This is a genomic window from Pseudoalteromonas sp. BZK2 (assembly GCF_014349195.1).
GTDB classification, from domain to species: Bacteria; Pseudomonadota; Gammaproteobacteria; order Enterobacterales; family Alteromonadaceae; genus Pseudoalteromonas; species Pseudoalteromonas simplex.
Genome location: NZ_JACSOG010000047.1, coordinates 1 through 26,929 on the forward strand (window position 1 = coordinate 1; position 26,929 = coordinate 26,929).

At 37.8% G+C, this 26,929-nt stretch carries 22 protein-coding genes; all 22 read right to left on the reverse strand.

What is annotated here, in order from left to right; all coding sequences use genetic code 11:
* Positions 1-250: 250 nt before the first annotated feature.
* On the reverse strand, positions 251-1,159 hold the full coding sequence (gene galU / locus BIZ38_RS19620; protein WP_187491077.1) for a UTP--glucose-1-phosphate uridylyltransferase GalU: 909 nt from the start codon (positions 1,157-1,159) through the stop codon (positions 251-253).
* Between the two features lie 233 nt (positions 1,160-1,392).
* Positions 1,393-2,349: a DHHA1 domain-containing protein gene (locus BIZ38_RS19625; protein WP_187491078.1), complete on the reverse strand. Its 957-nt coding sequence runs from the start codon at positions 2,347-2,349 to the stop codon at positions 1,393-1,395.
* A 94-nt stretch (positions 2,350-2,443) separates the two neighbouring features.
* Complete coding sequence (gene cysC / locus BIZ38_RS19630; protein ID WP_187491079.1) at positions 2,444-3,043, reverse strand: adenylyl-sulfate kinase; 600 nt, start codon at positions 3,041-3,043, stop codon at positions 2,444-2,446.
* Positions 3,044-3,070: 27 nt separating this feature from the next.
* Positions 3,071-3,418 (reverse strand): four helix bundle protein, encoded by a 348-nt coding sequence (locus tag BIZ38_RS19635; RefSeq protein ID WP_187491080.1) that lies wholly within the window; start codon positions 3,416-3,418, stop codon positions 3,071-3,073.
* Positions 3,419-3,759: 341 nt separating this feature from the next.
* Positions 3,760-5,487, reverse strand: coding sequence for an SLC13 family permease (locus BIZ38_RS19640; RefSeq protein ID WP_187491081.1), 1,728 nt, complete (start codon positions 5,485-5,487; stop codon positions 3,760-3,762).
* A 50-nt stretch (positions 5,488-5,537) separates the two neighbouring features.
* Positions 5,538-6,836, reverse strand: a complete 1,299-nt coding sequence (locus tag BIZ38_RS19645; RefSeq protein WP_187491082.1) for an oligosaccharide flippase family protein — start codon at positions 6,834-6,836, stop codon at positions 5,538-5,540.
* Positions 6,837-6,870: 34 nt separating this feature from the next.
* Positions 6,871-7,881, reverse strand: a complete 1,011-nt coding sequence (locus BIZ38_RS19650; protein WP_187491083.1) for an NAD-dependent epimerase — start codon at positions 7,879-7,881, stop codon at positions 6,871-6,873.
* A gap of 283 nt (positions 7,882-8,164) precedes the next feature.
* A complete protein-coding gene (locus BIZ38_RS19655) occupies positions 8,165-9,331 on the reverse strand; it encodes a nucleotide sugar dehydrogenase (RefSeq protein WP_187491084.1) in 1,167 nt (388 codons plus the stop codon).
* Positions 9,332-9,348: 17 nt separating this feature from the next.
* Positions 9,349-10,740 (reverse strand): undecaprenyl-phosphate glucose phosphotransferase, encoded by a 1,392-nt coding sequence (locus tag BIZ38_RS19660; protein WP_187491085.1) that lies wholly within the window; start codon positions 10,738-10,740, stop codon positions 9,349-9,351.
* Between the two features lie 179 nt (positions 10,741-10,919).
* Positions 10,920-12,338 carry a phosphomannomutase gene (locus BIZ38_RS19665; RefSeq protein ID WP_187491086.1) on the reverse strand — a complete coding sequence of 473 codons (1,419 nt, stop codon included), beginning with the start codon at positions 12,336-12,338 and terminating at the stop codon, positions 10,920-10,922.
* Positions 12,339-12,449: 111 nt separating this feature from the next.
* A complete protein-coding gene (locus BIZ38_RS19670; protein WP_187491087.1) occupies positions 12,450-13,856 on the reverse strand; it encodes a mannose-1-phosphate guanylyltransferase/mannose-6-phosphate isomerase in 1,407 nt (468 codons plus the stop codon).
* A 10-nt stretch (positions 13,857-13,866) separates the two neighbouring features.
* Positions 13,867-14,988 (reverse strand): glycosyltransferase, encoded by a 1,122-nt coding sequence (locus BIZ38_RS19675; protein WP_187491088.1) that lies wholly within the window; start codon positions 14,986-14,988, stop codon positions 13,867-13,869.
* On the reverse strand, positions 14,975-15,976 hold the full coding sequence (locus tag BIZ38_RS19680; RefSeq protein WP_187491089.1) for a glycosyltransferase family 4 protein: 1,002 nt from the start codon (positions 15,974-15,976) through the stop codon (positions 14,975-14,977). The genes BIZ38_RS19675 and BIZ38_RS19680 overlap by 14 nt, the downstream gene beginning before the upstream one ends.
* The gene (locus BIZ38_RS19685) at positions 15,954-17,078 is read right to left on the reverse strand and encodes a hypothetical protein (protein WP_187491090.1); all 1,125 of its coding nucleotides are present in this window, start codon (positions 17,076-17,078) and stop codon (positions 15,954-15,956) included. The genes BIZ38_RS19680 and BIZ38_RS19685 overlap by 23 nt, the downstream gene beginning before the upstream one ends.
* The gene (locus BIZ38_RS19690; protein ID WP_187491091.1) at positions 17,075-18,130 is read right to left on the reverse strand and encodes a glycosyltransferase family 4 protein; all 1,056 of its coding nucleotides are present in this window, start codon (positions 18,128-18,130) and stop codon (positions 17,075-17,077) included. The genes BIZ38_RS19685 and BIZ38_RS19690 overlap by 4 nt, the downstream gene beginning before the upstream one ends.
* On the reverse strand, positions 18,121-19,062 hold the full coding sequence (locus BIZ38_RS19695; protein WP_187491092.1) for a sulfotransferase family 2 domain-containing protein: 942 nt from the start codon (positions 19,060-19,062) through the stop codon (positions 18,121-18,123). The genes BIZ38_RS19690 and BIZ38_RS19695 overlap by 10 nt, the downstream gene beginning before the upstream one ends.
* Before the next feature lie 8 nt (positions 19,063-19,070).
* On the reverse strand, positions 19,071-20,108 hold the full coding sequence (locus BIZ38_RS19700) for an acyltransferase family protein (protein ID WP_187491093.1): 1,038 nt from the start codon (positions 20,106-20,108) through the stop codon (positions 19,071-19,073).
* Between the two features lie 19 nt (positions 20,109-20,127).
* A complete protein-coding gene (gene cysN / locus BIZ38_RS19705) occupies positions 20,128-21,564 on the reverse strand; it encodes a sulfate adenylyltransferase subunit CysN (RefSeq protein ID WP_187491094.1) in 1,437 nt (478 codons plus the stop codon).
* A 61-nt stretch (positions 21,565-21,625) separates the two neighbouring features.
* Positions 21,626-22,540, reverse strand: a complete 915-nt coding sequence (cysD, locus tag BIZ38_RS19710; protein WP_187491095.1) for a sulfate adenylyltransferase subunit CysD — start codon at positions 22,538-22,540, stop codon at positions 21,626-21,628.
* A 305-nt stretch (positions 22,541-22,845) separates the two neighbouring features.
* Positions 22,846-25,086 (reverse strand): polysaccharide biosynthesis tyrosine autokinase, encoded by a 2,241-nt coding sequence (locus tag BIZ38_RS19715; RefSeq protein WP_187491096.1) that lies wholly within the window; start codon positions 25,084-25,086, stop codon positions 22,846-22,848.
* A gap of 14 nt (positions 25,087-25,100) precedes the next feature.
* Complete coding sequence (locus BIZ38_RS19720; protein ID WP_187491097.1) at positions 25,101-25,535, reverse strand: low molecular weight protein-tyrosine-phosphatase; 435 nt, start codon at positions 25,533-25,535, stop codon at positions 25,101-25,103.
* Positions 25,536-25,547: 12 nt separating this feature from the next.
* Positions 25,548-26,666, reverse strand: coding sequence for a polysaccharide export protein (locus BIZ38_RS19725; protein WP_187491098.1), 1,119 nt, complete (start codon positions 26,664-26,666; stop codon positions 25,548-25,550).
* Positions 26,667-26,929 lie beyond the last annotated feature (263 nt).

The following is a 26,929-nucleotide window of genomic DNA, read 5'->3' on the forward strand; positions in this document are numbered from 1 at the left end:
GTGCTAGGTGCTAGGTGCTAGGTGCTAGGTGCTAGGTGCTAGGTGCTAGGTGCTAGGTGCTAGGTGCTAGGTGCTAGGTGAACAAGACTTTATTTGGGGGTGGGGTAAAGCAAGTGGTTAAAAGCAATTAACTAACTTCTAACCACTAAATTCTAGAGTCTGACATCTAACTTCTGAAATCTTATATCTATCGTCTGATACCTGACCTCTGAAATCTTATATCTAACCTCTGATATCTAATATCTTCTTTTTAAACCGCTTTTAAATGACGCTCTGCTGGCGCTACCATTTGCGTTACGAAATCGGTGAACTCTTCACCTAAGTTTTCATCACGCATGCTGTATTCAACAATCGCTTTTAAGTAACCTAGCTTGTCGCCACAGTCGTGAGCACGGCCGCTCATGTGGAATGCTTCTACGATTTCGTGCTTCATTAGCTCATCGATAGCGTCGGTAAGCTGAATTTCACCGCCAGCACCGGCTGGTGTTTTCGCAAGTAATGGCCAAATAGCTTTAGATAACACATAACGGCCAACAACAGCTAAGTTAGATGGTGCTTCTTCAGCTTTTGGCTTTTCGACCATGGTTTTAATTGGTGCACTTTCGCCCGCTTTAATTTTCACGCCACCAATATCAGCAATGCCATATTTATGTACGTTTTCTTTCGGCACTGGCTCTAGCATAATTTGGCTTGCTTTAACCTCGCTAAAACGTTTAATCATAGCAGCAATGTTTTCGGTTTTTTGATCAGCAGTGTAGCTATCTAAAATAACATCAGGTAATACAACAACAAAGTCGTCATCACCCACGATTGGTTTTGCACACATAACAGCATGGCCTAATCCTTTAGCCTCGCCTTGGCGTACGTGCATAATGGTTACATCGGGTGGGCAGATAGAGCGCACTTCTTCAAGCAGAGTACGTTTTACACGTTTTTCGAGGGTTGCTTCAAGCTCAAAGCTAGTATCAAAGTGGTTTTCAATGGCGTTTTTAGAACTGTGAGTAACGAGTACAATTTCTTTAATACCCGCAGCAACACATTCGTTTACTATGTATTGGATAAGTGGCTTATCAACCAGAGGTAGCATTTCTTTAGGAATTGCCTTTGTCATCGGTAACATACGTGTACCAAGGCCTGCAACAGGAATGACAGCTTTCATAATGTTTAGTCCCTTAATTATTGTGGTAAGAATAAATAATTACAAAGTATGAGTTATTAACTCATTTTGCGCAATAGTAAAAAGATATTTATAAACAAGTTAGCAGTAATAATATTGACGGAGGATGAACAGGAAACGATAGGTTCTAGGAGCTAGGAGCTAGGAGCTAGGAGCTAGGAGCTAGGAGCTAGGAGCTAAAAGATGCTAGTGGCTGGGGTGCCACTAGCAAGGGGTTAGTTATAAAAATTAACTAGAGTAGTAATAAACTGTTCAACTTGTTGTTGCTCTAGTTCGTTTATACCTGCTGCAGCAGCGCGGCCGCCGCCGGTGGCAAATTGGCTGCATACATCAACAGCGCCTTGTTTATTATTGAGTGGTGCTCTTACACTTACGGTAAAACTTCCTTTGTTATTATAGGTAAGCACTGCATGGGCTTTATTAGGTGCTTGGTTAGCAAGGTCGTTACCTAATACGCCACTTACACGGCGCGCCCATGGGGCGTCATCAAGTAAAATAACCTTTGCTGTATCGCAATTATGTAAAACTTTAGCGTCTGCCGCTTTTTGCATATCGGCTTTGTAAGCTTTTTCTAATACGTAGTAAACCGACTCTTGGTCGTTAATGGCATCAAGAGGTGACTTATATTTTAGTAGTTCATTAAATAAGTCTTCTGGTGCAAAGTGTAAATCAGCTACCTCACTGCCATAGCCGTTATAGTTAATATAAGTACCAAATGCTTTAAGTTGTGACTTTTCGAGCTCTGTAACACCTAGTTTATCGGCTTCACTATCGGCTTTTGCAAATAAATTATCGCCATAAGCAGCTGTGATTGCCCATAAGTGGTATTGCTTATCGATAAGGTTGCTCACTATTAAACTCGTACACATGTTTGCATCTAAATCGATATGGGCAAACAGATTAGCGTGGTTTGGAATATCACCCGCTTTATGATGGTCTACATACATAACACGTGCCCCTACGCATAGGGCGTCGTGCAACTCTGCCATGTTTTTTTCCATCGAAATATCAAGTACACGAATGTTATCACCAGCTTTGGGGGTAATTTTTTTTAGTAGTTGAATATCACGTTTAACACCAGTTACTTTCACGCTTTCAACAGGGTTAGCGAGCTGCAACTGTAACAGTGCGATGATGCCATCGGCATCACCGTTAAAAATATCGTAGTTCATAAAATCTCAAGAATAATAGAATTCAGATCATAGATATTAGAGGTCAGAAAAGTCAGAAGTCAGATATCAGATCTTAGACGTCAGGTTTCTGGCTCTAGATTTCTATAATCCCTGCTTCGCGTAAATAACCAATAATTTGTTCAACGCTTTGCTCAATGCTTTGCTCTGCTGTTTTTACATGAATCTCTGGTTGCTCTGGTACATCAAACGCCGAGCTAATACCTGTAAAGTTAGGGATCTCACCAGCTCGGGCTTTTTTATATAAACCTTTAGGGTCGCGGCTTTCGCAAACCTCTAATGGCGTATCGATAAATACTTCTACAAATTCCCCGTGGTTCATGATGCTGCGAGCACGAGCTCGGTCTTCTTTAAACGGTGAAATAAACGCCGTTGACACAATTAAGCCCGCATCAACAAACAGCTTAGCTACTTCGCTAATACGGCGAATGTTTTCAATACGGTCTTCGTCGCTAAAAGTAAGGCCCTTGTTTAAGCCCATACGTACATTGTCGCCATCAAGCAAATAAGTATGACAACCCAACTCGAATAGTTTAGCCTCAACCGCATTCGCAATTGTCGACTTACCAGAGCCACTTAGTCCCGTATACCAAAGTAATACCGGCTTATGCCCCTTATGTTGTTCTTTTTCAGCACGCGAAACAGTTTGATCGTGCCATACAATGTTCTCGGTCATGGTACCTCTTGGATTTGGGTTCAGATTTCAGATTTCAGAGTCAAATCGATTCTTTAAACTTGTTAACATGGCTGCTAACTCTTTTGACTCTGCAATCCAGCTTAAAGCAACTTCACGCCCTATATAACCAACCTCTAAACCAATGTAAATTTGAGTTCTAGCTTCAGCTAAAGAGGCTCTAGCAATATCAATAAAGCGACTCTTTTCTTTAAAGCTATCTCTACAGACTCCCTCTGCAATATTGCTTGGCACTGAAAGGCCTGAACGAGTTAGTTGGCTCCTGAAAGCATAATCATTTAATTGAGACGTTGTTTTATAAATTTCTGCACTTAATTGAACGGCTCTTTTCCAAACATCTAACTTTTCAAAATTCATCGCAGCTCAGCTCCTTCTGATATCTGACTTCTAATATCTTACCTCTATAAAGTTCGATTTAAAACGTAAAACACAGTGCATTTACTTTAGAGTACTGAGAGATATGTGATTAGGAACGATAGGCAAAACGTTATTTTTATATATTTCACATGCTAATCGTGATGACTTCTTCCACACATCCATTTGTTCAAATTTCATAATTAGTCCCTTTGCCATTAAGTGAAATCCATTCACCACTAAACCTTATCGCAAAATAAACCTAGCGCCTAGAACCTGAAGACATATTTCTACCTAACGCCTAGCCCCTAGAATCCTAGTGCCTATCGCCTAGCGTCCTATACCTAAAACGGAAAAAACACGGGTATCAGGGTCAGTACAACTAGGCTGTAGGTTATTGAGACCGGTAGGCCAAATTTTATGAAATCGGTTAGTTTGTAATTGCCGGCATTGTAAACCATTAGATTGGTCTGATAGCCGTAAGGGCTAATAAAACTGCCACTTGCGGCAAAAGCGACTGCCAATACAAATGGCATGTAACTTACGCCTAAGCCTTGAGCTATGCTAAATGCAATGGGGAATGTAAGTGCTGCAGCTGCATTATTAGTAATTAACTCTGTAAATAATAGAGTAAGTAAAAATACACCAAAAAAGGCAATGTAAACGCTTTGCCCTGCAAGTAAACCTTCGACTTGCTCGGATATTAATGTAGACACCCCTGAATTATCAAGGGCTGTAGCGAGGGTTAAAGCGCTCATTACAATAAGCCAAAGCTCTAATGGAAAACGTCGCTTAATTTCGTTTAGTGACAAACAGCGGCAACCCACCAGCACGGCTAAGTAAAAAATGAAGCTTTTTAATAAGCTAATATCAAAAATTAACGAACCCGCAATGGTTGCCACAAAGCCCCAAGTAACAATGCGCTCTTTTATACCTTTAAGCATGTTATCGGCTTTGACACCGCTCAATATAAAAAAGTTTTTAGTTAAGTTAGTACGTTTAGCAAAGTCAGGACCAACCGCAAGAATCAAAAAGTCGCCGCTTTGAATGGTAATATCACCTAGTTTGCCCGAGAGCTTCTCGCCTTCGCGGCGAACTGCAACAACCGCGGCATCAAACCTTGCACGAAAGCCTGCGGTTTTTAGTGTTTTACCTACCACAGCAGCACCCGGCTTAATTACGACTTCGGTTAAGTTATCGCGTAGCAAACCATCTTGCTCTGCAAATAAACTTAAACCTTCAAATTGCTGCAGCACCAGTACTTTAGTGACATCACCCGAAAAAATAAGTTTATCGCCTTCTCGTATCATCTGCGTAGGCGAAACAGGTGAAATTAAGCGATTATCGCGAACTACTTCAACCAAAAATAATGACTCTAAGCTACGCAAACCATTTTGCTCTACGGTTTTACCTATCAGCGATGAGCCAGCATTCACTTTAGCTTCAACAAAATAATCGCTAGAGGTTTCATCTTTACATACTTTACCTTTTAAACGATTAATCGTAAGTGCCATAACCAATACACAGGCAGTCACTGCAGCTAGGCCGATAGGTAAAAAATCAAAAAACTTAAAGCCCTCTGCGCCGCGCTCAATCAGCATAGAGTTAACAATTAAATTCGTTGAGGTACCAATTAAGGTAAGAGTGCCACCTAAAATAGCGGCATAAGAAAGGGGGAGTAACAGTTTAGTAGGGGCAATCAGTTTATTGTTTTTTACCGGGCTAATTAAAGTTGCAACCACCGCAGTATTGTTTAAAAAACCAGAGGCCACAACTGTTGCCAATAAGGTTCTAACATAAGACTTAACCACAGAACCATTAAATAAAACATTGGCGAGTTTTCGTAAAAAACTGGTGCGCTCAAAAGCAAATGCACACACCACTAATAGCAACAAGGTAACTAACCCAGGGTTAACTGCATTATTCAAAAGCTGTTCGGTAGAAACTAGGTTAGTGGCAAAGCAGGCTAAACAAGCAGCTGCAAAAACACGCTCAGGAAATTTTTGAAACTTAATTAAGCCTACAATGGTTGTAACAAATATAACCACTATCAACCATTGCTGTAAGATCATTCAAACATCCTTATTCGTAGCTCGTAGCTCGTAGCTCGTAGCTCGCCAAATCATATCTTCTGCCAAAAAATTAAGGTGTTGAAGCCTAAACGTTTTTTAACAAAATATACGGCGAGTAAGTTTTGTAAACTAATAAAAAACGCAGTGCCTGCCGCTGCACCAACAGCGCCAAACAGTTTAGTAAAGATAGGCACACTAATTAAAACACCAAAACCACTAATGAGTGTGACTAAGCGCATATCACGTTCATGGCCGCTCATCATGAGTAAAAAGCCAACCGAGCCTGTTACTACATTAACCGCTTGCCCGAGTACTAAAATCTGTAAAATAACAGCCCCTTGCTTAAATTCATTACCAAACAAGCTCATCAAAAAGTCAGGAAAAACCAGCATAAATAGCACGATGGGTAATGCACTTAGTACGAGTAATCGCACAGAGAATAACGCAGTTTTGCGAACACCTACATCATCACCCTTAGCATGAAAGGCCGAAAACTTTGGTGCAACAACTAAATTTACCGCCATTAATATAAACGAGGTTAACATTGCAATTCGCTGTGCAACGCTAAAAAAAGCTACCTGCTCAGCAATTAAAAAAACACCAATGATTATAGGTGCACTCCATTGCACTGCTTGACTCATTATTATTATGACCCAGTTAGGCCTTGCGCTATGCCACAGTTGTTGAGGGTCTGGCTTTACGCCAGTATTATTTAAGTTTTTAATACTTAACCAATAAAAAAAACAAGATGTTACACCTAACGACAAGCTTAGATAAAGTGCCGCATCACTTGCTGATTTAGCTGAAAAAACAACAACTGCCGCGCCACATAACATTAAATGAGCAATGTTTTGGCACGGGATACTAGCAACAAGTTTATGGCGAGCCTGTAAGCTCATTGCCACTAAAAACACAATACTCAAACCTATTATTGCAGGGGCAATTAATTTTAAAGTATCAGTTAGCTCAGGCTTATTAAATACAATTTCAGCAAGCCAAGGTGCAAATGCATAGGTAATGACGGTAAATATAAATGCAACTGGTAGAACATATTTAAGTGCAAAGTTTAATATTGCTTTAACAGTATAACCATGCTCAGCACCAGCAGATGTAAAGCGCAATACAGTATTGTCAAAACCAAGCCTGGCAATGCCTGAAAGCAACATAGTTAAAGCTAAGCCTAAAAAAAAGTAACCCGACTGTTCAGCACCTAACTGTCTTGCTATAACTATATTAAAAACAAATGCCATTCCAGCACCTAACACTCTAATGATTAGTGCTAAAAAAGCATTTATAGCGGTATGCCTATGCTCAGCATCTTTCAATGATTGTTTTATTTTTACTATCATGAGTTAGTTAATCTATATATACATTGAAAGAATATTAATCAACTTGATAGAACGATTTATACCAAGACACCAATTTTGCAACGCCTGTTTTCACACCTACAGCAGGCTTGTAACCTGTTGCAGCAAATAAATCTTGTGTATCGGCATAGGTTTTATAAACATCACCCGCTTGCATTTCGCGGAAATTCTTTTTAGCTTCAATCTCTAGTTCAGATTCAATCGCTTCAATAAACTTCATTAGATTTATCGGGCTACCATGACCAATATTGTAAACTTTAAATGGTGCTGAGCTTGATGCTGGTGAACCTGTTTCAACTTTCCAGCTGTTATCACGCTTTGGCACGACATCTGCTGCTCTAACAACACCTTCAACAATATCATCAATGTACGTAAAATCACGCCACATATCGCCATTATTATTAATATCAATAGTGTCACCATCGAGCATTTTTTTTGTAAAAATAAACGGCGCCATATCTGGGCGACCCCATGGCCCATATACGGTAAAAAAGCGTAAGCCAGTAGTAGGTAAGTTATATAAATGAGAATAGCTATGTGCCATTAACTCATTAGCTTTTTTAGTCGCAGCATAGAACGAAACAGGATGGTCAACACTGTCTGTTGTTTCAAAAGGAGTTTTTTCATTTAAGCCATAAACTGAGCTAGAAGATGCATATACTAAGTGCTGTACATTATTATGACGACAACCTTCGAGTACATTTAAATGACCAACTAAGTTTGAGTCAGCGTAAGCATCTGGGTTTTCAATTGAGTAACGCACACCAGCTTGTGCTGCCAGATGAATAACACGGTCAAATTTCTCAGTAGTAAATAACTCAGTCATTGCAACTCGGTCGGCGATGTCTAGCTTAATAAATGTAAAGTTTTCATGTTGTTCAAATTGCGCTAAACGGGCATGCTTTAAGTTTACATCGTAATAATCATTCAGATTATCAACACCAACAACAGTATGACCTTGCCCAAGTAATTTTTGACTTGTAGCTGCACCAATAAAACCAGCAGCACCAGTTACTAAATATTTCATTATATTCCTATCTTCATCATGCCCGCAGGCCACCAAATCATTTGGCTTTAAATTGTAAATCAAGAAGCTATCGTGAAAACAAGATTAAACAGCTTTCACTAAGACCTTCACAAAGCAAACCTAAACAACTGAGATAAAATAAATTTCACGTTATAGTCAAAGCCCTTTGAAAGAGCAGCTTTAACCGTAAATAAGGTTAGCTTTTGCAGTAAAGTTCCTCCTAAGGCGTATTCCTTTTGCAAAAGCTAACAAACAACTCTATTAGGCTTAAAGCTGTTTTGACTTAGTCATTTCCAAATAAATCACGTGTATATACTTTTTCTGCTACATCTAATAGCTCTTCAGCCATACGGTTAGAAATAATTACATCGGCTGTTTGCTTAAGCTCATCTAGCGATTTAATTACACGAGAATTAAAAAATGAATTGTCTTCAAGGCTTGGTTCATAAATTACTACCTCAATGCCTTTCGCTTTAATTCGCTTCATAACACCTTGAATTGCAGACGCTCTAAAATTATCTGAACCTGACTTCATCACTAAACGGTAAATACCAACCACTTTTGGAGCACGAGCAATAATAGAGTTAGCAATAAAGTCTTTACGGGTTGTGTTAGCATCAACAATTGCGCGGATCATATTATTCGGCACATCTTGGTAGTTAGCCAATAATTGCTTGGTATCTTTTGGTAAGCAATAGCCACCATAACCAAAAGACGGATTGTTATAATGTTTGCCTATACGAGGATCCAAGCCTACACCTTGAATAATTTGTTTTGCATCAAGGCCATGACTTTCAGCATAGCTATCTAGTTCATTAAAATAAGCCACGCGCATTGCTAGATAAGTATTAGAGAATAGTTTTATTGCCTCTGCTTCAGTAGAATCAGTAAACAAAATATCAATATTTTCTTTTACAGCTCCTCCAGCTAATAAGTTAGCAAAAGTTTCAGCGCGCTCACTTTGTTCACCAACGATAATGCGTGACGGGTATAAATTATCGTAAAGCGACTTTCCTTCACGCAAAAATTCTGGCGAGAAAATTATATTATCGGTAACAAACTTCTCTTTTACTGATTTGGTATATCCCACTGGAACTGTTGACTTTATGATCATAACTGCTGATGGATTAACCTCTAATACATCTGCAATGACTGACTCAACAGAGCTAGTGTTAAAATAATTTGTAACAGGGTCATAATCCGTAGGAGTTGCAATTATTACATATTCAGCTTCACTAAGGGCTAAGTGCTTATCAGTGGTTGCAGTAAAGTCTAACTGCTCATTTTGTAAAAAGTTGCTTATTTCAGCATCTACTATTGGTGATTTTTTTTCACATAGAAGCGCAACTTTCTCTTTATCAATATCTAATGCTATAACTTTGTTTTTTTGTGCTAATAACATCGCATTCGACAAGCCCACATAGCCTGTTCCAACTACAGCAATTTTCATGTGTCTTTCCTTAATATTTAATACGCATTTTTATTAATAAAGCCCTTAAAAATAGTTAGAAACACTATTTTTAAATCAAAGAGTAGCGACCAATTACGAATATACTCTAGGTCAAACTCTATGCGTTTTTCCATTTTATCTAATGTATCAGTTTCGCCGCGCCAGCCATTAATTTGCGCCCAGCCAGTAATGCCTGGTTTAACTTTATGGCGTAACATGTAACCATCAACCAATTTACGATATTCTTCGTTATGAGCAACTGCATGAGGTCTTGGCCCTACAATCGACATCTGCCCTTGTAATACATTAATAAACTGCGGTAATTCATCTAGGCTCGTTTTACGAATAAACTGGCCTATGGGCGTAAAGCGCGAATCATTTTTTGTAGCTTGGGTTACTTTAGCGCCGTCTTCCATTACATTCATCGAGCGGAACTTCCAAACTTTTATTGGTTTACCATCAATGCCATAACGGTTTTGCTTAAAGAATACTGGACCTTTAGAGGTAAACTTAACCGCAAGCGCTAAACCCAGTAAAACAGGTGATATCAGTATTAAAATAAGTGTAGAAAGTACAATATCTTCAATACGCTTAATAATGGCGTTACTACCATCTAGCGGGGAGTCATAAATACTGATGGTTGGTATACCCATTATGACATCACTTCGCGAATGTAATAATTGATAAGTAAATACATCGGGCACAATGTAAACGCTAGCAGTACTATCAGCTAGTTCTTTAACCAGCCATTTTCGGCGCTCATAAGCTTGCGGGGGTAATACAATATAAACACGATCTATACCTCCCTCTTTACAATCAGCAACTAGCTGCTCTAAGTTTCCGATAGTTTGAGCTGCAACTAATTTTTGCTTTGGTGCGGTATCATCATAATAGCCACCGAAGACTAAACCAAAACTTGAGTTAGCTATAATATTATTTGCTAATTGTTGACCCAAAGTACCCGCTCCTGCAATGACAACCGAGCGCGTATTTATCCCCTGAGAACGTAATGCTCTTAATATTAAACGCAATACAACACGATATACACATAGAGAAACTAATACAGAAACAAACCAGTAAAACTGTAAACCTTCGGGGTTTAAATATTGTGGGGCTAAAAAGTTAACGCTTAAAAATAAGATTGCAGCGCTTATAAACCAATGCGAAATAGTTTTTTTAAGCTCTTTGTATATAGAAAGACCGCGCCATGAAATATAAAGTTTGTCGAGTTCACTTGTAAAGTGAAACAGGAAAACTGCGAGTAAAGAGGCTGTTGTATGCTGAAGTAACCAAGGGATTTCTTGTAAAGCTACTGCTACCCATAAACAGCCAACAATAATAGTAATATCGAGGATCCGTTGCACGAATGCTATTACCGTTGAATTACTTTGCAAAATACCTTTATGCATTTATGTTTACTTCTCATTTTTATTATTACTAGGGGAAGGTTACCATCATTACACTACTGCTTGTTCATTATGGTAGCCTTCAAAGTATAATCTAACCGTTGGTTATTGCCATTTTTACAACGTTTATTTTTGCTAAACAAAGGGGATAGCAGCAAGTGTCTTGCTGCTTACTCGAATAACTATGATGCTTGCACTGTAACTAATGCTTTATTTACAAGATCTATAGCTTTTTCGCTTGACTCAGCCTCAGCATAACACCTTAATTCTGGTGCATTACCAGAAGGTCTTAAATGAACTATATCACCTGATACAAGCGTAATGCGTAAACCATCAGTTAAGTCTAATTCGTAGCTTTCATCATAGCCTAGTTCTAATAAAAAGCTTTGCGCATTTTGCTGTAACGCAGCAATAATTTGTAAGCTTTTCTCTCTTGCAAAGTCCTTAATACGATCACTAGCAGTAAACCGTTGTGGTAGCTTGACTAGCAACTCAGATACATGCTTAGGTTGTGCTAACAAAATTAACGCAGGAAGCAAAGCATCTCTTGTTGGCAAAGCTTTAAGTAATTTACCACTGAGTGTTATATCTGAACCTAGTAAGTAACCACCATTAGCTTCAAAGCCTGCAACTGAAGAGTATTGTTCAGCTAACTTTGAAAATTCAGCAATAACATATGGCGAGCCTATTTTAGTACGCTTGACTTGCTTAAAGCTTACTGATTTTTCAATTGCTGTATTACAACTTACCGGCGTTGCAAGGGCTTCGATATTTAGTAGCTGACTGCACAGTAAACCAAGTATATCACCACGTAACCAATTGCCATTTTCATCAGCAATTAATGGTCGGTCACCATCACCGTCTGTTGAAAAAATAGCATCAAAACTGTGTTCATTCGACCAGTCAAGTGCACGTTGTTTATCTTCATCTGATACAGCTTCGGTATCGATTGGTACAAATTCATCACTTCTGCCAAGGCTGATGACTTCGGCACCTAATTTCTCAAACAGCACCTTATAGATATCACGACCCGCACTTGAATGCTCATAAATACCGATCTTTTTACCTTTAAGGGTATCAGCATTAAAAAGCGAGGTGTAACGCAGTGTGTAAGATTCACAGGCAGAAACATCTAATGGCAATTCATTTAGATGTTCTGGTAACGCTGTGAATATGGCTTTGCTAGTTAGGATAGCCTGTTCATCGGCTTTTGTGATCTCACCATCAGGGCGATAGAATTTTAAACCGTTACGATCAAATGGAATATGGCTGCCAGTAACCATGATGCAAGGCATATTATCTTGCATTGCTTTGTAAGCAAGTGCAGGCGTTGGTATTACTCCATAAAACACTACATTTAACTTGTATTGCTTTAACGCCTCAGCACATGCCTGCGCGATAGCATAACTACTTGGGCGGTTATCTATAGCAATCGCAACTGTATCAAAGGTGAATTCATTTTCTATTGCTGATATAAAGGCTAAAGCGAATGCCGCGTTTACATCAGGGGTAAAATCGTTTACTAGACCTCGCGCACCACTTGTGCCGAACTCTATACCGCTCTTTGCTATGATTTCAGAGCAAACTAACTGGCTATCCATAAAAAACCTATTTAATTAATTCTTTTATTAAGCATACAACTAGTACAAATTGAACTGCACTAGCTGCTATTCTAACACCTGATATCTAACTTCTAATATCTGTCTATGCGTTTATTTCACTCGACCATAACGGTCTTCAAAACGTACGATATCATCTTCACCTAAGTATGAACCCGATTGCACTTCGATTAACTCTAAGTCAACTTTACCTGGGTTTTCTAACGCATGAACCGCTGTAATTGGAATATAAACAGACTCATTCTCTGTTACATATTGCTCTGTATCATCAATTTGTACTTTTGCTGTACCCGATACCACAACCCAATGCTCTGCGCGGTGGTGGTGCATTTGTACCGATAGTTTTGCACCTGGCTTTACGGTAATACGTTTTACTTGGAAGCGCTCACCGTTATCGACTGAGTCATATTTACCCCATGGGCGATACACTTCACGATGGAACGTAACTTCAGAACGTTCTTCCGCTTTTAACTGGTTTACAATCGCTTTAACTTCTTGTGATTTATCTTTATGGGCAACTAAAATAGCGTCTTTCGTGTTTACAATCACTAGGTCTTCAACACCGACTGTTGCAACGAGTTTATCTTCACCAAATACAAGTGTATTTTTTGTATCTACTGCTTTTACATCGCCTTTAAAGGCATTGCCATTTTCATCTTGTGACGACACTTCCCAAAGGGCAGCAAAACCACCTACGTCGCTCCAGCCTGCATCCATAGGCACAACAACAGCATCTTTCGTGTGTTCCATTACTGCATAGTCAATCGACTCATCAGGGCAGGCTTCAAAAGCGGCTTTATCTACGCGAATAAAATCCATATCACTGTTTTGTATTGCAATGGCTTTTTCGCAAGCTTCGTAGATATCAGGGCGAAATGCTTTTAATTCTTCTAAATAGCGGCTTGCTTTAAACAAAAACATACCGCTATTCCAGTAGTAATCACCGCTTTCAATATACTGCTTGGCTGTATCTAAGTTCGGCTTTTCAACAAAACTGTTAACAACATAGCCATGCTCTACAGCGTCACCTCGCTTAATATAGCCATAACCTGTTTCAGGGCTGTTACCTACAATGCCAAATGTAACTAGTTTATCTTGGTTTGCTAACTCTGCTGCTTTATTTACACTAGCCTGGAATGCAGCCGAGTCTTCAATTACATGGTCTGCTGCAAGTACTAATAATAACGGGTCTTGCTCATTTTCAATGGCTTTAAAAGCAGCCAAAGCAATAGCCGGTGCGGTATTACGCCCTACTGGCTCTAAAAAAATACCGCCATGCTCTGCACCTAATTGGCGCACTTGCTCTGCAGCAATAAAACGATGCTCTTCATTACAAATTAACATGGCTGGTGAGTGCGCTAAGCCCGTTAAGCGACTTAGCGTATCTTGAAGCATCGTCTGCTCGCCATTTAGTTTTAAAAACTGTTTTGGATAGTTGCCACGTGATAGCGGCCATAAGCGTGTGCCTGAACCACCCGCCATGATTACTGGTAAAATCATTTTTTTTCCTTTATGAGGCACTAACGGCCACTTTTTTTTCAAATTTATCCATTACAAAACTTTCAAATTCTTTTAAAAACCTATCAGTAGAGAACTTATTAGCGTGCTCTCTTATTTCATTTGGGTCTAGGGGTTTAGTTCTCTCAAAATCGTTAACCGCATCAATTAAAGACTTCTCAGTTTGCTCATAGAAATGTACCCCTGTTACTCCATTAACAACAGTTTCCAATGAACCTCCTTTACCGTATGCAATAACAGGCGTCCCACAAGCTTGAGCTTCAACAGGCACAATACCAAAGTCTTCTTGTGCAGCGAAAACAAAAGCTTTTGCATTTTCCATGTATTCTTTTAAAACAGTAAAAGGTTGATACCCTAACAATTCGACATTATTTGTGGCTATGGCTTTAATTTTTTTCATTTCGGGGCCGTCACCAATTACAACTAACTTCTTATCAGGCATTTGACTAAACGCTTTTACTATAAGGTCAATTCTTTTATAAGGAACCAGTCGTGAACAAGTGAAATAAAAATCCTTTTTATTGTCTACAACAGTAAAATCATCTACTTGAACATTTGGATATATAACTTCAGAATTTCGCCTGTAGCACTTTTCAATTCTATTTTTTATATAATTTGAGTTTGCGATAAAATAATCTACATTATTTGATGTTCTAACATCAACGCCACGCATTTTATAAAGTAAGTACCTAAAAAGAAAACCTTTAACCCCCTTAGAGGAACCCGTTTGTTCCAAATATTCCTCTTGAAGATCCCAAGCATATCTCATTGGAGAGTGACAGTAACAGACATGTATTTGGTCAGGGCCAGTCAAAACACTCTTGGCAACTGAAGAGCTACTCGAAATAATAATATCAAACTCTCTCAAGTCCAAGCACTCAAGAGCAAACGGCATCAAGGGAAAATACTTCTGATAGCTCTTCGCCTTGGGTAATTTTTGAATAAAAGTAGTTTTGACTTTCTTATTTAAAATACAGTCTCTATTTTTCAAAAAGTCCACCGTTGAAAACAGTTCTGCATCAGGGAAAATAGTTAAAATTTGATGGACTACTTTCTCAGCTCCGCCAAGCTCTACAAACCAATCGTGAACAATTGCAACTTTAGGTTTCTTCATTTTCACTTCTTTCTATTATAGATAATAAATTATCTGCCGCTTTATCCCATGTAAAAGCTTTAGCAAAAGAATATGCCCCCTCTAATGTTTTAGATTCGAGATCTGGCAAGGAATCTAAATTCGCTGCAATGGCGTCAATGTCTAAGGGGTCACACATCAAGGAGTGACCAATTGCTATCTCTTTCAAGGAAGTTGTATTTGATGTTAAAACAGGTATTTTCGCTAACATAGCCTCTAAAACTGGTAAACCAAAACCTTCGTATTGAGACATATAAACAAAACCACTTGCTTTTTGATAAAACTCTTTTAATTCATTATCAGATACATACCCTGTGAATTGGATACTTGAATCATTTGTAAAACAATCATCATTTTGAAAATTGCTAAAACTTCCACCTATGACTACAAGTCTATACCCTTCTAACTTAAGCTTAGACTTTTTCCATGCACTTATTACTGATGTTAGGTTTTTTCTAGGGTCCAATGAAGATACAGTAATAATTAACTTTTCTTTGATAGACTTATTGATTGCCACATCAAAGCCAGAAGATACGCCATTGTAAATGACCTCAACCTTATCGGGTGAAACTTTTAAATGCTTCACTATTTCTCTCTTGGAAAAGTTAGATACCGTTATTATTTTCTTTACTCTTCTAGCAAGAATGGGTAGCAAAAGCTTATAATATTTTGAAAATGCCCAAGAAAACCAATTTGAGTTTTCAAAAACAGCCACATCATGAATATACAAGAATTGATTTCTTACGAATATAGGTCCTACATTACAAAATGATATTAAAGGTTTACCCTTACACTTGAAAGGAAAAACTAACTGTTCGTAAAAAATAGAAAGCTTCCCTGCAGGAGACTGAATTATTAACTTGTTATTTAACCTTGAACTAACTTCTACAGCAACTCTTTGTACACCTGTAATTTTTTGCGACAAAAACCTTCCATTGACATAAAAATCAATTTTTTGGGTATTTTTCATATAATGCAAAACCTAAAAAAAGCCAGAAAATAGAATTCATATTATCTTGAAATATATTGGACAAGAGTAAAGATATGAAAATGAACGCACTTAAACTTTTATTATTCTTAATTGAGCAATAGAAAACAATGCTAAATAGCATAAAACCTGACACACCAGAATTCGCTATAATATAAAGCACACCACTTTCATAAACATTTGACATCTCCTGGCTAAACCATGTGGTTTCAGATTTATAAACTAAACCCTCTACAGGATTATAACCATAGCCAAACAAAGTATTGCTAACGTCACTTATGAGTACCCGAAAATTCTCTTCGAATAAAAAAACCCTTACATAAAAAGTATCAAGTTTTCGTAAATCATAAGTACTAAATAAATGCTCAGTACCAAATATTGGTGCTAAAATAACATTATCGGCTAACATATAGACACAAAAACATAACGACAAAGTGATTACGCTTAACCTCTCTGTTTTTGAGCGATTAGGTATAAGAAAGTACAATCCAAATGCGATGAATACTATAGATTTAATTCCAACCAAAAAACTAATTATAAAAGCGAGAAATAAACAGACATAGTCTAAAAAAAGAACATTTCTCAGCCCATATTGATAAACAAAGAAGCCTAGATAAATTGAAAATAACATTGTTATTTCTTGCTTTTGAACAATCAAAGATTTAAGAATATTAACTTGCTCGCCTCCTCCTGCATAATAAAGAAGACAAGACACTATTACAGGAATTGAGAATATTAGTACAAACCACCTTAAAAAATTATAAAACTTTAAAACCACTTCTTTCGTTAATAATGCAGCAACTGAAAAAGAGAAAATAAAGTACAATATTAACTTTAATGAACCTTGATGTATTACTTGAGAAATCAACAAAGAACAAAGCAAGGTAGCTAATATTACATAAATTCGTATAGGCATGAAGATAGAGAATTTTTTAACCCCCCAAGCCAAGCCAATTATTAGTAATATAAACACATACGAAGGGGAGCCTGAACCACCTGGGAATAATGCCATAATTGATGCTGATACATTAGCAATAAAAAAATATGCAGCAAAGACTATAAAAACTAATGATGATAATCTCAAAATTTACTCTTCAATTTAATCAGCTGACATATTTTTTCCAAATTTTCGATTGTGAACTTCCTTTCAACTCTAATTTTTAAGTAACGTAGATCTTCATAATAATTATCATCTAAATTAGAAAATTTTAACTTCTCCTTTAGCTCTTCTGGTGAATCATGACGAAAGTAAAAAGCTGAAAGATTATCAACTAAATATAAGTTCTCATCAATATCAGAAACTAATAAAGGAGTCTGAGTCATTATAGCATCGATAATTGCATTTGAAGTTCCCTCCATAAGCGATGGGTGTATTAAACATTTACACTCAGCTAATTTTACTCTCATGGAATTGTGATCAAGCAAGCCTAGGAAATTAACTTTAGAATCATACTTAGATGCTAAAGAGACGCAATAATTATGATAATCCTTGTCAGTTATTTTTCCTGCCACTTCAAGAGTAAATTCACTACCAGCAATAGATCTTATTGCTAAATCTATATTTTTATGTGGTTGAACATTACTTATTATCAAAAGTTTATTTTTACTTCTTTCAGTGTTTGGAACATCTTGATTTAGGTTGATATAGTTTAGAATTAATTCATTATGAATACCTTCTTCCTTGAGCCTAGAAGATACTTTCGGAGTATTTGTAAAAATGCCATCACACATCTTAATTAAGTTTAAGAAAGGAAACCTAAACAAGCCAGTCTTAAACTCTCTTATTGAAAACACAGCTCTAATATTAGATAGCTTTAAAAGTGGTACCAATGGCAAAAAGATAGTATTATAGAGTATTACTACTTTTACTTTATTTTTTTTTAATTCTTTGTATATTTTATAAATAGAAAAAAGCCTTTTTATTACCCTAAATAATTTTAGCTTTGTATTTTTCTGAAATATATCAATATCTAGTCCGCTAACCTGCACTCCGCTGAACTCTCTATGCTTTTTTGATGAAACATCAACTAAGTTGGCGTCTAAATTACCACTTAAGAAAAGCTCATGAATTTGCCTTTCAGCTCCACCTAATGGAAATTCAGGGACTAAAACCCAACAATTACTCTTTACCGCCATAATGAATCTATCCTTTCATCATAATTACGCCAAAAGTCGATTTCGCTTTCGTATAACTCTTCGAGAATTTTTAACTGCTCATTATTTGGTTTGTCTATAGCTTTAAACAAAACCCCTCTTAACTTTCTTTTAATTGAAAGAGGGAAAAGACTCTTTATAACCTTTACAAATGACATTTCTAGAAATTGGAAACCCGAACGATTATAAGTCTTATTTTCATTGTCCACACTAAAAATTGGCAACTTCGACTTTAGCAAGAAATGACGCTCAAGAATTCTATGAGTCTTTGTTGAAAAGTTAGCAAATTCCTCAAAGATCAAAACTTCATAGCCTACATCCAATTTGTCTAGTTCACTTAAAAAATGGGAATATAAGCCTTCACCATAGTATTGATACGGTTGATAATAGTTTCTAGCAGTAAAATCATGGTCAATATTATTTTCGCGTCTTAAATATTCAATCGACAAATCTTCTCTTACAAAATCAAGTTTCTTTAAGTTTTCAACTTCTTCAAAGTAAGGGTTTTCATAGTTCTTTAATTCTATCAGCAACTCATTTAATTCTCTTTTTTCATAAGATTTTGCCTTGCCTTTGTTATGCCAGTAGGCAGAAAGAAAACGCTTTATAGGATTCCTGACACATATCAAAACTACAACATCTTTAAACATGCCTTTCAATTCAGCTATTATTTCAGGTTGTCCAATTAACAATGTTGAACCATCAATAAAAATTTCAGTATCGCTCTCGAAAAGCTCTGTATACTTTAACATTAAACTTTTAGTTATTGCGCCACCTGAATTAAGCAACTGCGGTTCTTTTAATCTACCTTTTTTTATACCTGCGTTCTCTATCAAATAGTCATATAAGGTTGTTGTTCCGCACTTTCTAAAACCTGCAATAATTACTAATTTTTTATCTACATATATTCCCACAACCACATTTACCTATAATTTAAAAGGTGTATAAAAACCTTGTTTTTTAATTTCAATCTTAATTTAGGCTCAATTACCTCTGAAACAAGGATTGACATAGTCAAAATTAGAAGTAATACACAGGAAAAAATAAACACAGAGGCATTTTTACTATAAAAATTACTAACAATTACATAGCCAACATTCTGATGCAATAAATATAGCGGGTAGCTAGCAGCTCCTAACACAGCCATAACAAAAGAAACCTTATTTGACTTAACATTTACTTTAAAGGAAAAATAAACTGAAAATATAAAAAACAAGAATATAAAACAAGCTACAATGGTAGAGACTGGAATCCCTGACTTCATTTCAATAAATTTAGTTTTATTATCAATTTCAAAAAAAACTGAAAATAATGAAAGTGATAAATACCATATATTTAGCCAATTTTTACGAAAGCCTTCTGATAATAAAACACCTATCAAAAAATAAGGCGAATACTTCACAAGAAATACAAACAACAAACCAGATGAAATTTCAACATCAAAAACATATACATATAGACTAACAAGCATACACAGGAATAAAAAATGCTTAATTAGATTGATTTTTTTAAAATATAAAAAAACGAAAACCCAAAAATAAAATACAAGCTCAATGGTTAATGTCCAATAGACCCCGTCAACATGCTTTACCCCCAGGAAAAATTGAAGCATAGTAAAGTTCACAACTAATTCCTGAACATCAAAATTCCACCATGTGCTATTAAATAAAAACATAAAGGATATAGTTAAAAATAAGCACACCCAATATGCAGGGTATAACCTCAGAAACCTATTAACTATGAAATTCAGCGGTGTTTTATTCAAAGATGACTTATAAATAACAAATCCACTAACGACAAAAAAAACCTGAACACCAAGCCAGCCATACTTAGTCCACATTACTGGTGAGTATAAGCCATCGTTATAATCCCCCATAGCAACACTTCGGAAAAATAAGTGATATAAAACGACATAGCTTGCACATACAAATCGTATAAAGTCTAATATATGATAATGCATATATTCTTCCTTTTACGTACTATACATAAAAATTCTTACACCCCCACTCAGGGTAAAATTCACAAATATACTTATTCAAAGCCTTTTCAGCATCCGTATAAACACGAGCTTCAAAGTTCGAGCTTTGTGCCTCGGTCGTTGTATTTGTGATCATACCCGCGCCAACCGTTACATTGGTTAAACGGTCAATAATGATAAATGAGCCTGTACCTACCACTTGCTTATATTGGTCTATCACCACTGGTGCTGATGTTTCAATACTACAATTTGCAATTTCGTTTAGTTGTAATTCGCTGGCATTAATTTGCTCTAGGGTATTTACATCAATACGGTAGTTAATATTGCTGATTTTGCCAAACGTATTTTTAGTACCGATTTTTAGCTCGTACTCTTTGCTTGGTTGCATAGCGGCATCAGCCATCCATACAATCGTTGCAGCAAAGTTTGAGCTAGTTGTAGGTAGCTGCTTTTGATCGGTACTTGACTTAACAATGACGTCACCACGAGAGATATCAATTTCGTCTTTTAAGGTTAATGTTATGGCTTGTCCTGCAAAAGCCGTTGGTAAATCGCCATCGGCAGTAACAATACGCTCTACTGATGATGTTTTACCTGATGGGAATGCTGTAATTTGGTCGCCTACATTAATAATGCCACTGGCAATGGTGCCACAAAAACCGCGGAAATCTAAATTAGGGCGATTAACATACTGTACAGGTAGGCGGAAAGTATCTAAGTTTTTATCGTCACTAATGGTTACTGTATCAAGTAATTGCATTAATGTGGCACCCGGGTACCAGTCTAGGTTACTACCTTTATCAACAACGTTATCACCTTTAAGCGCCGAGATTGGTACAAAGCGTACATCAGGAATATCTAATTGCTCAGCAAAGGCTTTGTAATCAGCTTTAATTTGGCGGTAAACATCTTGGCTGTAATCAACTAAATCCATTTTATTAATGGCTACAATTACGTGCTTAAGGCCAAGTAGTGATGCAATATAGCTGTGGCGTTTTGTTTGTGTTTGTACACCTTTACGGGCATCAATCATCACAATAGCAAGGTCGCAGTTAGATGCACCGGTTGCCATATTACGCGTGTATTGTTCGTGCCCTGGGCAGTCAGCAATAATAAACTTACGCTTTTCAGTGGCAAAATAACGGTAAGCTACATCAATAGTAATACCTTGCTCACGTTCTGACTGAAGACCATCTACAAGTAACGCTAAATCGAACTCTTCGTCTGTGGTATTGAATTTTTTTGAATCGTTTTTGATAGCCGCCATGTGATCTTCAAAAATTAATTTTGAATCATGTAATAAACGGCCAATTAATGTTGATTTACCGTCATCAACATTACCACAAGTTAAAAAGCGCAGTAGATCTTTGTTTTCGTGTTGTTTTAAGTAACCTTCGATATCTGTTTCAAGAAGGTTTGGGGTAATTTGTTCAGTCATTATAAATCCTTTGAAAATGGAAGTTGTTAGTTATCAGAAGTCAGATTTCAGTCGCTTTCGCTTAGAAATAGCCTTCCATTTTCTTTTTCTCCATTGAGCCTGATGAATCGTGATCGATTACACGGCCTTGGCGCTCTGATGTTTTGGTTAGTAACATTTCTTGAATGATTTCTGGTAGCGTTGTGGCGTTAGATTCAACCGCACCTGTTAATGGGTAACAGCCTAGGGTTCTAAAGCGTACCATTTTCTTCATTGGTACTTCGCCTTTTTCAAGTGGCATACGTTCGTCATCAACCATAATTAATGTTCCGTCACGTTCAACTACCGGGCGCTCTGCCGCTAGGTAAAGTGGTACAATATCGATGTTTTCTAGGTAGATGTATTGCCAAATATCTAGCTCGGTCCAGTTACTTAGTGGGAATACACGAATACTTTCGCCTTTATTTACCTTGCCGTTAAAGGTATTCCATAACTCTGGGCGCTGGTTTTTAGGGTCCCAACGGTGGTTTTTATCGCGGAATGAATAAACACGCTCTTTAGCGCGTGATTTTTCTTCGTCGCGGCGTGCACCACCAAATGCCGCATCAAACTGGTATTTGTCTAATGCTTGTTTTAAACCTTGGGTTTTCATAATGTCGGTGTGTTTTGCACTACCATGGGTAAACGGGCCAACGCCTGCATCTACACCTTCTTGGTTAATATGCACCAATAAGTCAAAACCTAGCTTTTCGGCCATTTTGTCGCGAAACTCGATCATTTCTTTAAATTTCCATGTTGTATCAACATGCATTAAAGGGAACGGTGGTTTAGCTGGGTAAAACGCTTTCATTGTTAAGTGCAGCATTACCGCAGAGTCTTTGCCGACAGAGTAAAGCATTACCGGGTTATCAAATTCGGCAGCAACTTCACGAATAATGTGAATAGATTCAGCTTCTAGTTGCTTTAGGTGAGTCATGCGGGCTTGGGAGATTTCCATTTTTACTCCATGAAAGTATGCTAGGTTTCGAAGGAAAGAAGCTAAAAAGAGGTCAGAACTTAGATATCAGAGGTTAGACGGGAGATATCAAGTGAAAGATATCAGAGGTAAGATATCAGAGGTTAGATATCAGGTTTCAGATATCAGTTTTAGATATCAGATGTCTGTTTTCGGATATCGGTGCTTTGATTTCAGATATTAGACTTCAATCACCGAGATTATTTAAAATTTTTTATTCAATTCTAGGTTCTTCAACACGCTTGCGTGGTGACAATTAAGTCAAGCAGAACCTAGAACGTGTTTAATTACTTATCAGATTTATATTCGTAGTTGTAATAGCCGTAGTAACCGTATGCATTGCTTGCTTTACGTACTACACCATTAAATACAACACCTTTTACGTCTATGCCGTTTTGCTCAAAGCGGTTACGAGTTAGTTCAATTTCACGTAAATGGTTTTGGCCAAAGCGTGTTACTAGTAATGTACTACCTGCATGGGCGCTTACAATTGCAGGGTCGGTAACCGCTAAAATAGGTGGCGTATCAACAATAACAATGTCGTATTTGTCACTTACCTCTGCAACCATCTTGCTAAAATTACTATGCATTAATAATTCAGATGGATTTGGTGGTATTTGACCGCGGGTAATTACATCTAACCCTTCAACTTGCGACGTTTTAGTTACCTGCTCAAGATTTAAACGGCCCGATAGTAAATCACTTAAACCGTCATCCCACTTCATACCAAACTGAGTTTGTAAATAACCCTTACGCATATCGGCATCGATAATCAGGACTTTTTTACCGCTTTGTGCCAATACTGTTGCAAGGTTTACCGAGATAAACGATTTACCTACACCTGGGCTTGGGCCTGATATTGCAATAATATTGTTTTTAGCCTCCATCATTGCAAAGTGTAAGCTGGTGCGCAGGCTTCGTAATGCTTCTATAGATAGGTCTGCGGGGTTATCTACCGCAAGGATTGACTTAGGCTTATCTTTAACTTTACGGGCACGGTTAAAGCCCGTTAGCTTATCTTGAAAGTCTGAATACGGTACTGATGCATAAACAGGTAAGCCAATGCTTTCGATCTCAGTTGGGTCTTCAACACCGCGGTGCGTTGCTTTTTGAATTAGCACTATTGCAACTGCTAAAAACCCACCAAGCAAAGTTGCTACAACTGCAATGAGTGCTTTTTTAGGCTTAACTGGTTCAGTGGTATCTACAGCTGCAGCATCAACTACACGTACATTACCTACTGTACCAGCACGTACAATATCAAGTTCTTGTGTTTTACTAAGTAAAAGCATGTAAATTTCGTTGCCTACTTCTACATCGCGGGTTAAGCGTAATAATTCTTGCTGTGTTTCTGGTAGGTTACCTACTTTAGACGTTAGCTGTTCTTTTTCTGCTTCGACCGCTTTAATTTGCTGTAACACCCCTTGGTAGGCAGGGTGTTCACGCTTAAATTTACGGCTTAACTCTAAACGCTTAAGCTCTAATTCTTGCAGCGTTGTGTCTAGCTCAACAATTTGCTCAAGTACGCCTTGTGTTTCAAGGCTAATATTTACCGAATTACGTTGTTTTTGATAATCATTAAAACGTTGTTCAGACTGTTCAAGCTGTCTTTTTACTTCTGGTAACTGAACTTCTAAAAAATCTAAAGATTTTTTAGCCTCTGCACTATTACGCTCTACATTGCGGCGAACATAAATCTCAGCTACTTTATCAAGCACTTTTTCTGCATGTACAGCACTTTTATGCTCATAACCCATCGCTATAATGCCAGAGTCTTTACCTTTTTCACTCGCACCTATCTCTTGCTGTAACTCAACAATAGTTCTATAGCGATTTCTTTTAATTAGTATAAATTCAGTACCCGGACGAGCTGTTAAATCACGTACAGTTAATTCGTAATAACCTGCAATTTGCTCTTTACCTACAACACCGTTTAAAACAGACTCACCGTCAGGGTTAAACAGCTCGTAAGCTTTATTTTCGCCAATAACTAATACAAACTCTTCACCTTCAAACGCTTTAGGTACATTGAATCTAAATACATTAATACTTTCGCCGCCCCACGCATAACTGCTAAGGCCTAAGAAAGGTTCGGCAATGTCACCTTCTGCTTCTGCAACAAAGCTGCGAAATAGCTTACCACCAATAATTGGAAATAATTTAGGCTCTGCAATTATATCAAGTTTTAGGGTATCAACCGCCTCACCAATCACAGAGCGTGACTTTAACAGCTCTATTTCGGTTACGGCTTCGCTGCTGCTTTCAAACATACCCGCCATATCATCAAGGCCAGGAACAGACGGGCTGCTTTCTTCAACTTGTACCAGCGCTGTTGCTTTATATATTGGTGTGCTTAATACGGCGACGGCTACACCAATAATGGCAAATACAGCGGTTACTAATACGATAAACCATTTGCGGTCGAGTAATGTACCTAATAATGCGAGTAGATCTATTTCTTGCGATTGCGATTCTTGACTTCTATTTTGATTTTTACTTGCTGCTATTGCAGTGGGCTGAGCATTCATCTACTACCCTTTCCTTATAAATACTTTTGCCAAGCGCTACATGCGCTATCGATTAATGTGTAAACATGCTCAAAAGCCTCTTGGCTTTGACGGTATGGGTCGGGTATTTCTCTATCGCCGACCCATTTACCTAGCAAAAATGTTTTACCTCGCGCTTGCGGGTAGCGAGCACATAAGTCGTTTATATGACGTTGTTCCATCACTAAAATAACACTGTGCTGTGCAACAAGGGCTGAGGTTATTTGCCTTCCCTGATGCTCGCTCATATCAATACCATGTTGTGTTGCAACTTGCTGTGCTTGTGCATCTGCGTGCTTGCCTTCAAGGGCCGTTAAGCCCGCTGAAGACACACTAACATTTTTACCTTGAAGTTTACTTTTTAATACATATTCGGCGGTTGGGCTTCGGCAAATATTGCCTGCACACACAACTAATACAGAATCAAACATACGTCTTAACCCTTAATTTGAGCTAGTAACATCATTGATTGAATCAACTGTGCTTACCGATGGTAATAATAAGCTAATTACGCGGTTCCAACGCGCTAGCGGCGCTGAAGTTACATACACAATATCGTGCGGCTGTAACTCAAACTGCTCAGCAAGCACTAATGCCGCAACATTTTTAGCATGTAGTTGGTATACATCAGCAATAATGCCATCGGTTTCTAAGTTGCGTTTACGTAATACAAACACGCCATTTGCGTCAGCTGTGTTTTCGTTTAAGCCGCCGGCATCGCTTAAGGCTTGCGCTAAATTTAAACCATAACGATTAACACCCACTGTACCAGCACGCTTTACATCGCCTAACACAAACACTTTTTGCATGTCGTTACGGTTAACATGCACAATATCGCCATGCTTTAATAAACGGTTTTGTGAAATATCGCCATGGGCATAAAAGTCATCAAGTTGGATCACTTCTGTTTTATCGCCACGCGTAAATGTCACTGTGCGCCAATCAGCGGAATCTGTTAAACCGCCTGCTTGGTTAAGTGCATCAATTAGAGTAAGTGGTACTTCGGTTACAGGAAGTACACCAGGCTTGTTCACCTCACCTGTCACATAGGCTTTTTGGCTTCTAAAACCAACAATTTTAATATCAACTTGTGGGTCTTCGATTACACGACTTAAGCGTTTAACGAGTTCCTTATGAACTTGTTGCACTGTTTTACCAGCTGCTTGAATATCTGGAGCGTAAGCAAAGGTAATTGTACCGTCGGCTTGAACGCGGAAACCGTCAAATTCAGCAGTACGTTGAACTGCAGCAGGTATGGTTAATTCAGGATGGTCCCATACACCGATTGTGATTACATCGCCAACACCTAATTTGTATTGATAATCAGAGGTGTCGATGCCATCAAGGCTTGATGGTAACGCTGGTTTCGTTTTAGTTTGCTTTTGTTGGTTGATTAGAGAAGAGTCGATGATTTGGATATTAACTTTATCGAGCTCCTTCTCAAGGTTGTCAATTTGTTCACCCGATTCGATTCCTTCAAAATGGCTACCGGGGATTATTGTACAGCCAGTCATTGCTAGTAACGCAAATGACGTTACAATTGTTTTACAGCTAAGCGCCATTGTTATTTCCCAAATAATTATTCTTAAAACGTCCAGTTAAAATAAAACCACAACTGTTTATTTTTACGCTGCCTAATTAAAGCATGGCAACCAAATGTTCGCAAGACTGAGTGTTTAGTAAACGCTCACTTGTGACAGGTTTTTGCAAAATAGTTAATGAATACTTCTAGGTTCTAGGTTCTAGGTTCTAGGTTCTAGGTTCTAGGTTCTAGGTTCTAGGTTCTAGGTTCTAGGTTCTAGGTTCTAGGTTCTAGGTTCTAGGT